This is a genomic window from Flavobacteriales bacterium (assembly GCA_016124845.1).
Classification (GTDB): domain Bacteria; phylum Bacteroidota; class Bacteroidia; order UBA10329; family UBA10329; genus UBA10329.
Map to the genome: position 1 here is coordinate 87,304 of WGMW01000027.1, position 8,805 is coordinate 96,108.

Here is an 8,805-nt window from a genome sequence, read left to right on the forward strand (position 1 = left end):
GAGGACAATTCAGTCTAAGGCGCACTGACCACCACCCTGCGCGTTTCATTCACTCCATCACCAACTATTCGGACGAAGTACAGTCCATTTTCTTCGCTGTTCAGGTTGAACTGCGTTTCGTAGAAACCGTTCATGTCTGCAAACTTTGTGCTTACCACTTGGCCCAGCGTATTGATCACCTGAATGCGGTATTCGCCTGTCAATCCGGCCATTTCGAGTGTGAACTGACCTGTGTTCGGATTCGGATAAACCTCAATATTGTGTTCCGATTCAATTTCGTTCACGCTGGCAAGTACGCCCACCGAGAACCCGTGTGTTATCTGTCCACCGAATTCAGCTTGAAAGTATTTCAAATAGCCTCCACCATTGGCCTTGAGGCGGCAATAGCCACTCCCTTGGTTCGGCCACGCCCAATAAGAAAGACCGTCATCTTCCGAATCGTAGAGATAGAAGGTGTAACAGCCGGGAGCAAGGTTCATCGTGTCGTTGTAAAGCGTATTGGCATCTGCTGTTGTACGCGATGCGACCACACTTCCGTTGATGTCGCGGATCTCCCAATAGTTCTCATACGGATAGTTGTTGGTCTTGTACCGCACAATGAAATTTCCCTCATACACTGGTGGCATCTCGAATGATGATGTGTACGAGTCGTTACCCGCATATTGATCCGTTCCACCGTTCGGAGCACTTACGGTTGCAATGAACTTCCACGTGTTGGCCCCTTGCCAAAAGGTGGCGTCATCTATCGGAAGGGTCACTTCCTCTGTTTCCATGAATGCCAAGTTTCCTGTCCAATCGTAGGTCTGCGGCTGACCTCCTTCTACCATGTAGGTGATGGTAAGGCTGGTAAGCGTAGTGGCTCCCGCGTTGCGGATAACGATCTTGGCGTCATCACAATACGGATTGGTACGCGAACGATATTCCCAATCTGTGGGTGAAAGCACTTCATAAACCTCAGCATCCAAGGTGTGTTTGGCTGCCCCATATTGGAAAAGTTGCATGGCAATAATGTAGTTGCCGCCCGCCATTCCGGGGTTGTTAGATGGAACAGGAGTGATGTCGTAATCGAGATTTACGGAGTTTCCTGAAATGAGGTCGGTGAGAAGGAAATCGTGGTCTTTCACCACATCTCCCGGACACCAGCCTTCGCGGGCATCGGGCCATGTTCCGCCTTGCGGATAGACCGGGTTCTGGGCACAATCATGCGTTTGCCAGATATGCCAAGATTCCGCTTGCGAACCGTTCACTTTCAGGTAATGTGTATTGTCTTTCCACTCGCAGCAATGCGGGTAGTTCCCGTTCGGATCGCTGGTATTGTGGCCGTGTCCGGTTAATCGTGTGCGGAGCTTGAAGGTCTCTGCATTCGGTTGAATGTCCACATCTACAGCTGAAAGCGACACGTCATTATCGAGGTTTCCGTACGAGTAAGAACCCGATTGTCCCCAAGGACGGCTGAGTTCAACCACATCGGCCATCGGTGTTCCTTTGATCATGGCGAATTTCACATCGATCAGCTCCTGTTGGTTCCCGGCAGAAAGATCGACCGAGTCAACAAGAAAATCGACATAGTCGGTCACATCATAGATCCATGTGAAGCCTTGTGGGCCCAATGAAAGCTGAATGCCATAAGGGGTGATGTAACGCGCGATCTCGTAACGGTCAATGACCTCGAAAGGAACACCGTAATAGAAAAGCGTGTCATTGTACATGGACCCCGTTGCATCGATGGCCACAGAATCCATGGTTCCATCAGGATGGTAGGTGTAAGCATATCCAGTGTAGACTTGTGCACTTGCTTCGATGTGAACGCTATGGTCCGTGGTGGTGAATGACGTGAGCGTGCTCGGTTCGGAGAGTTGTGTGTTCGAGACCACCACCGAATCCAAATGCGTATCGTAATCGCCTTGAACGAATTGAATGACAGGACGTTCTGCCAAGATCTGCGTGTTGAAGAAATTGTCATCTCCGAATTTGAGCGGCTGGGCCGCAGGGCCGAACATAGCAGCATCGTTTCCATTGCCAGAAGCATCACTCACCATGGTCTCATCATTGAAATCGTAATAGACCACCAGGTCATTCCAGTTCGGGTGCGTGTTATCGACCGTTCGGTACATCCAGTCAGAAATGGTTGCGGCATCCAATTCCACATCCCAAACCTGAAACTCATCCATATTGCCATGCCAAATGCCGTTTCCGGTGGCCGATTTTCCCAAATTGAATTTGGTGATGGCACCGATGGAGCGGTTCAGTCCGGTGCCGGAATGCCAAAGGCTGCCATTCTTGTAGATCTTCATTTCGCCTGAGGCGGCATTCTTGGTAAACGCCCAATGCACCCAATTTCCTTCATACTCCGCAGCTGTCGCGGCCTTATTGATACGGTCGTAACCGCTTCCTTCGCCCGCATCCCAGTAAACGTTCTCGTTACCCCAAGGAAGGTGGCAGTTCAGCACGCGATTGTTGTCAATGTCCACTGCTTCAAAGGCATACGAGTTATCGGGCATTACGGCCGTATCTCCATACGCCCAGAAGGAAATGGTTACTTCATCTCCAAAGTCATGACCGTTCAAAGGAATTCCAAGATAGTTCCCCTCATCAAAGGTCACCATTCGGTCTTCGGTCTGGTTGACCACCGCCATGGAATCTACCGATTCTGAATTCAGTTCGGTTCCGTTCACCGTAGTTGGAAGGTCATAGCCGACCTCAACGATCACATTCGAGGCCCCATCCCAATTGAAGGGGGTGAGGAGATTGAAATTCTGCCAACCCGTTGTCGCAAAGGAGACAGGAGAGAGGAAGTAATCGCCAAAACCACCATTCTCAAACATGGTGAGTTGCGAAGTGGAAGTGTTTTTCATGCGGATGGTCACATTCGAGAGGTCGTCTCCCAGCGATGACACATCAAATCGAAGTTGTTGGATGTCGCCAGTCGCAAGCCCCGCATTGCTCAATTCCGTGGCCGTCCAAAGAAACTGTGTTCGCACATGCTGTTGCCCGCTGAACGGATGGTTCGTTGTACCATCTGTGGTTCCTACTGAGTAGGCTGTTTCAGAGTTGATATTGTCAATGATCTGCTGATACTGATAGGTTTCGATGGTGTCGTAAACGGGACCAAAGCTGTAATGCAGCGAATCGGTCCAGTTGGCATTGCCAACCATGTAATGCGGGTGGTTGAGCAGGTTGCTGTCAAGCACGCCCGTGTGGTCGTAAACGTAGGTGTAGGTGAGGTAATCCCATTCGCCACAGGCGTAACCATCCTGTGTGGTGGCCGCATCACACTTCAGCGTGTAGTACATCAGCACTTTGCGGTATTCGTCCGAACCATCCGGAAACTGATACCAGTCTCTCCGTTTGGTGATGTCGCTAAAGTTGAGGGTCTGTATCCAAGTGGTATCCTGTGCAAAGGCGTTTGCGGAAAACAGGACTGCGAGGGCAAGTAGAATTCTTCTCATCGGATAAGGTGGATTTGCGATAAAGATAACGGCAACATTTTGGAACGCAGGGTAGAAGAAAAGACACTTTCAGTAAGGACAACCATTCACATCACAAAAGCGATCTGTATAAAGCCCGCAATGGCGCCAAGTACCGCACCCACAAGTATCAGCGTGAGTTCATCCTCCTGAAAGATGGGATGCAGCACATCTTCAAACTCAAGTTTGGAAAGCGATTTTAGTTTGGTCTCCAACGTTTTTCCTATCTGTAGCGAGCGGTCGGCATAACCGAACATGCTTGAGATGGATGCCGGAAACACGTCCACCAACCGTTCTGCGGCCACGTGCTTGATGCGTTCGTAGCCTTTGGTGCCGATGGCAAGTTTCACCAATGTTTTGCGCGTGTTTCCAACGGCCGTGTCAGTCAGTTGCTTCACCTGCTTTCGGCAGATGTCGGCTATCGGTTCCATTCCCTTGGTTTCCAATACGAATTCGAAGATATGCTCGGAGGTGAGCAGTTCGGAGGCCAGAATGCGTGCGTATTCTTCCGAAACCTCATTCTGCCGTTTCATAAAAAGACCCTGTATTGTGAACGGCCCGATCTTGACCGGATGAACGGGGCGGAAGATGAGTTTAAGCGCCAGGAAGTTGGTGAGATAGCCCACCACCAGTCCGCCCAACGGTAGCAGCCACCATACCTGATAGTAATACCAGATGACCATTTGGATGAGGCCGAAGAGGAACCCGAACGCGAATCCCGAGCGCTCAATGAATTTGAACTCGGCCTCGCCACAACGCTGAAAGATGGTGTTGAGCAGTTCGGGCCGTGCGGTAAGCCCTTCTATCATCATGCGGTCAATATCCAACAGTTCGTGGATGTTCTGCTTCACATCCAGCAGCACATTCTCAATGGCCATGGGAAACTGCGCAGCCGCAGCCTGTTGCAGCGCATCCTTCTGCGATTGCGGCAACAGCCGCCAGATAAGCGGCATTTCCTGCTGCATCACCTCATCGATGATGGAACGGCTCAGCGCATCCAACTGCGGTTTCATTTCCTGCACAATTCCATGGGCGTTCAGCTTCTCGAACTCTTCCTCCACCGAAATAAGTTTGGAAGTGACCAGCTTCACCGCCTTGGTGGCCATCTTGTGCGACTTGGCCGGAATGATGCCCTGCCAGCCGAAAGGGCGCATGCCCACATATTCCAACGGGTAAAAGGTCATCCACACCGCCAACTTGTTGGTAAGCCAACCTACCAGCGCGGCAATAATGGGAATGGACAGGAGGAAGATGGACGCTATCTGCACGGTCGGTGTCGGTTCTTGAAATACTTCCGGTGCAATATTCTACTTTTATTGGGAAGGTAGTTCAATTCTGCCACAGACATCCATTCAGACCTCATTGCCACCTTAGAAGATAGGGCTTTAATTCCTTCGACCTTTCGCCCGAAACCGAACTTGACAGAACCAACTGAGACTTGCGAACCTGTCTTCACGCCCTATTTTGTAGCAGGTGTTGTTGTGACGTTGTGTCTCATTTACAGATTCTATGTATACTGACTGAACCTATGATGTCGTCCTTACACACGACTATAATGTGAAACCATTTCGTGGTCAAAACAACAAACGTTTCATCATTCTTGGTCTTCATGTCCATTGCATATGAAATTCTGTCCTTCAATAGTTTGCGTAATCGTTCCGTCCTTGTCCCGATTTCCATAAATGGCAGACTAACGAAACTTGAACTCCGAGTACAGAGACCAATTATTGAGTCCCTAGGATTAAACGTGTAGTCGGGCGAGCTTTTAATCGTCCATAGAGTTCCTATGTCCGAATTCGTTTCGAGGTGATTTCCAATAATTGAAAACTGTTCAATCTGTGTCGTAGAATCAGATGTCCATTTGTCACATAAAACGTAATTTGAAGCAACGACTGTATTCCATTTCCTATAGTCCGCTTCGAACACAGACAAAGCTTTTGTTGTCAACAGTTCTGTCAAAGCGCTTTCCAAACTATCAATTGGGTCGGCTGTGTGTCCTTGAACAGCTAAACTGTCAACGACCAGAAAGAGTGTCAGAATGAATGTTAGATACCTCATAAGCTTTCAGTCAACCGCTAACCTTTCAGGCTTCACACAATGCGCCCCAGCAGTGCGCCTAAAAGTATTGCGTTTTGAAACTACTGAGTTTTCGAGATACGGAAACATGGCAGAACGAAACTGAGACCGATTGACGCACCGTCCCACGCAATAATTTTAGGCATTGTTGTAGCACGTAGTTTCTTTCTTTTAACATGTTTGGTGGAAATAAACGTACTCATGTCCGTTCCAGTAAATCTGTCCACCACCCACTTCAGATTTCGATACTTCCAAAGATGGATTATCAAGAACGAGTGGGCCGTTTTTGTCAATTTCCCCGTTAACGTTCAGCCCTGGAGCGTTGGTTTTATTGCGGTTGACTTTCCAGATGTCGATGTAAAACATGTCATCTGAAAGTCCGTTTTTTATTTCTTTCCCAGCACCTATGATGTAAATCTTGTTGGTCTTGCCGTGAATAATTGCAAAACCAACTTTACCATTTGTCATGTGTCTGATTTGGTATTGCGATGTCGAGATTGTTGTCACCGTTAAAATCGGCTTCCAGATAGAGCGGATTTAGCCTATTGTCAAATTCATACTGACTTCCAATTTGAAGTCCATTAAGTAAACCTGTTTCAAGAAACCATTCAGGCAGCCTTTCTTGTATGTAGAATTCGCTTTTAGAAAGGTCATTTGTTTCCTGTTGGTCGAGGTAGATAGTGTCAACTACTCTTTTTACTATTTCAACCGTGTCATGAATGACCTTTGGTTTGTCATTATTGTCCGCTGGTGTCGGGTCATGTTGTGAATTGCAAGAAGTAAAAACCGCTGCGGCAATTATTATGATGTGTTTAAGGTGTCTCATTTCTATGTGCTACAACTACTGCCTAAAGATAACCAGTTAGCGTTAGCTAATTCTGTAGAGTGTTGTAAAATGGTGTTTTACAGTCGCCTCTTTGAGATGGGGAATTTCGGTATCAACTTTTCTGAACTATATCCGGTCTTCTGGTCGCACACTTCGCTGATTGATTCCTCCTCTGCAAACCTTCCATATCCAACATCGGTATTTCTACAGACCTCTTCGGTATTCCAACGTGCCGCATGGCAATACCAATGCAGGAGTTTGAAAGACCAAAGTAGCGGATCGGAATACCGATATTGAGCATTTGCGTTTGAACTGCAACATTGGAATATCGGAGTAGCGGTTGCGAATACCGATGTGCAAGGTCGATATTCCAATGTCCTGGTCTGCATTACCAATGCTGCACATTGAAAGTCGGAGGCACCCGCTGAGAATCCACATCTTCAACAATTGAATACCAATGTGACCCTTCCAAAAAAAAAACTTACACATTTAGAGGGGATTTCTAAAAGTGCATTACAGGGTTTGAGGATAACCCTGAACCAAACTTACAGCTTATTGATCTTTTCCTTTTTCTGAGATACAGAACGGATGTGTATTCCTGCTTTTGGTCGGCAACTGTTGTTGCTGTTCCTGATGCGGGTTGACGGTCTTGCCGCTATTCCTGTTCGGGGCCTGCAGCTTCGGCCTTATTACTGAACGGCCTATACACTTCTGTTCTGTATTCCTGAAAGGGCATTACGGTGGTTCTCTGCTTCTCATTTCCATTGTTTCAGTTCATCATTTTCTCATGCTCGGCCCTTGTCTTCCAGCGTTTGCGGAGTACTCCACTGCCCTCATGTGCCCGGTCGGGGGTGAGGTTGTCGCAGCTGGCGTGGGGGCGGATGCGGTTGTAGCGATCCACTGCGCTGTGTACTGCTCCTTCGGCCTCAGCAAGGCCGGAGAATGTCCTGTGCAGTTCGAACTCGGTCTTGTGGATGCCGTTGACCCGTTCGACAATGGCGTTCTCGTAGGGGTCTCCGTTCTCGGTCATGGAGATGCGGATACCGTAGTGCTCCAGCATTTTCACATGCTCATCGCAGCAGTATTGCGAACCACGGTCGTTGTGATGTATGAGCGTGGCCTGCCGCTTGGAACCGCAGGCCATCACCAGTGCATTGATGGGACCGTTGCTGTGAAGGGTGGGATGCAGACAATGGCCGATGATGCGGTGCGAGTAGGCATCGGTGACGATGCTCAGGTAGCAGAAGCCGTTGCTCAGGCGGATGTAGGTGATGTCGCTCACCCATAGCCGGCCGGGATGTGTCAGATGTTTGATGTCCCGTATCAGGTTCGGTTACAACCTGTACCGATGGTTGCTGTCGGTGGTGTAGGGCCTTCTCCTGCGCTTGCGGATGATATGACCGTGCTCGCCCAGCAGTCGGTAAAACGCATCGCGCCCCATCTTGATATTGTGCTCCGCAAGGCTGTCCTTCAGCAACACCTGTAGCTTGGGTACTCCCGCACGCGGAAGCTCCTGGCGGACCTCCTTCGCTAGCCGCAGCACCAGGGGATCGGCCATGTCCTGTTTTTCTTTCTTTCCTTTTTGCTCGTAGTAGCCCTGACGGCTATGGCCGAACAGCTGGCAGCAGTACCGCATCCGCCTGAGGCGGACGGGTAGAACTGCCTGAGCCGCTCTACCGTCCGGGCCCAGACTTTTTTCTGATGCTGATCCGAAGATCCTCCTCGGCAATGTCGATCATCGTCTCCAGGGCGATGTTCTTCATCTGTGCATCCTCAAGCTGCTTCTCCAGCGCTTTCATCCGCTTCTGTGCGGCCTTCAGCTTCTGTCGCTCCTTTTCTGTCATCACCGGTAAAGTTACTGCTATGCCGGGCGCATACTTCTTCTTCCAGTACTGGATCAGTGAACGTGGACCTTTGCTGGCCCCGCTGATCAGCTCGCACGCTTCTGACATGCTCAGCCTTCTGGCATCCAGCTCTCTTCTCATCCATCTTTTCTCTGATACCTTGAACGTCTTTTTCTTTTCCATTTTTCGGGTTTTTTATCCCTCAAAATGTGTCAAGCTATTTCAGGAGTAGACAAGTGGGCGGTGGATGCTTCCACTTGACCCAGCCGCATCTATCTGCTGCAAGCCACGAATGCCCAAGGCCTCCGCTCGTTAGTGAAAGTGGTAAAGGAATAAGTGGCCTTTTCAAATGGCCATATCAGTTTTGAGATACCGGGTTTAAGCTCAGAATGTGAAAAACTTCACTTCTTGTTAATCCTCACCATACTTGATCACCACCGTTCGGGAACTGCGGATGTTTTCTCCCGAAGCATCCTTGGCAGGATTCCATTTAGGCATGGAACGTACTACACGTAACGCATCCTCATTCAAAGGGCCGTTCACACCGCTTTTCACTTTGGCGTTTGTCACACGTCCATCGGGTTCAATATCG

The 8,805-nt window shown here is 49.2% G+C and carries 8 protein-coding genes; all 8 read right to left on the bottom strand.

Going from position 1 to position 8,805, the window contains the following annotated elements; genetic code table 11:
- Positions 1-14: 14 nt before the first annotated feature.
- Positions 15-3,449 (bottom strand): T9SS type A sorting domain-containing protein, encoded by a 3,435-nt coding sequence (locus GC178_10990; GenBank protein ID MBI1288086.1) that lies wholly within the window; start codon positions 3,447-3,449, stop codon positions 15-17.
- Positions 3,450-3,535: 86 nt separating this feature from the next.
- The gene (locus GC178_10995; protein MBI1288087.1) at positions 3,536-4,735 is read right to left on the bottom strand and encodes a DUF445 family protein; all 1,200 of its coding nucleotides are present in this window, start codon (positions 4,733-4,735) and stop codon (positions 3,536-3,538) included.
- A 979-nt stretch (positions 4,736-5,714) separates the two neighbouring features.
- Positions 5,715-6,011 (bottom strand): hypothetical protein, encoded by a 297-nt coding sequence (locus tag GC178_11000; protein MBI1288088.1) that lies wholly within the window; start codon positions 6,009-6,011, stop codon positions 5,715-5,717.
- A complete protein-coding gene (locus GC178_11005) occupies positions 5,998-6,369 on the bottom strand; it encodes a hypothetical protein (protein ID MBI1288089.1) in 372 nt (123 codons plus the stop codon). The genes GC178_11000 and GC178_11005 overlap by 14 nt, the downstream gene beginning before the upstream one ends.
- Positions 6,370-7,138: 769 nt before the next feature.
- A complete protein-coding gene (locus GC178_11010; protein MBI1288090.1) occupies positions 7,139-7,696 on the bottom strand; it encodes a DDE-type integrase/transposase/recombinase in 558 nt (185 codons plus the stop codon).
- Positions 7,697-7,702: 6 nt separating this feature from the next.
- Positions 7,703-7,912, bottom strand: a complete 210-nt coding sequence (locus tag GC178_11015) for a hypothetical protein (protein MBI1288091.1) — start codon at positions 7,910-7,912, stop codon at positions 7,703-7,705.
- A 130-nt stretch (positions 7,913-8,042) separates the two neighbouring features.
- The gene (locus GC178_11020) at positions 8,043-8,396 is read right to left on the bottom strand and encodes a hypothetical protein (protein MBI1288092.1); all 354 of its coding nucleotides are present in this window, start codon (positions 8,394-8,396) and stop codon (positions 8,043-8,045) included.
- Between the two features lie 228 nt (positions 8,397-8,624).
- Positions 8,625-8,805, bottom strand: a 181-nt coding sequence (locus GC178_11025) for a hypothetical protein (GenBank protein ID MBI1288093.1), incomplete at its 5' end; no start/stop codon positions are given.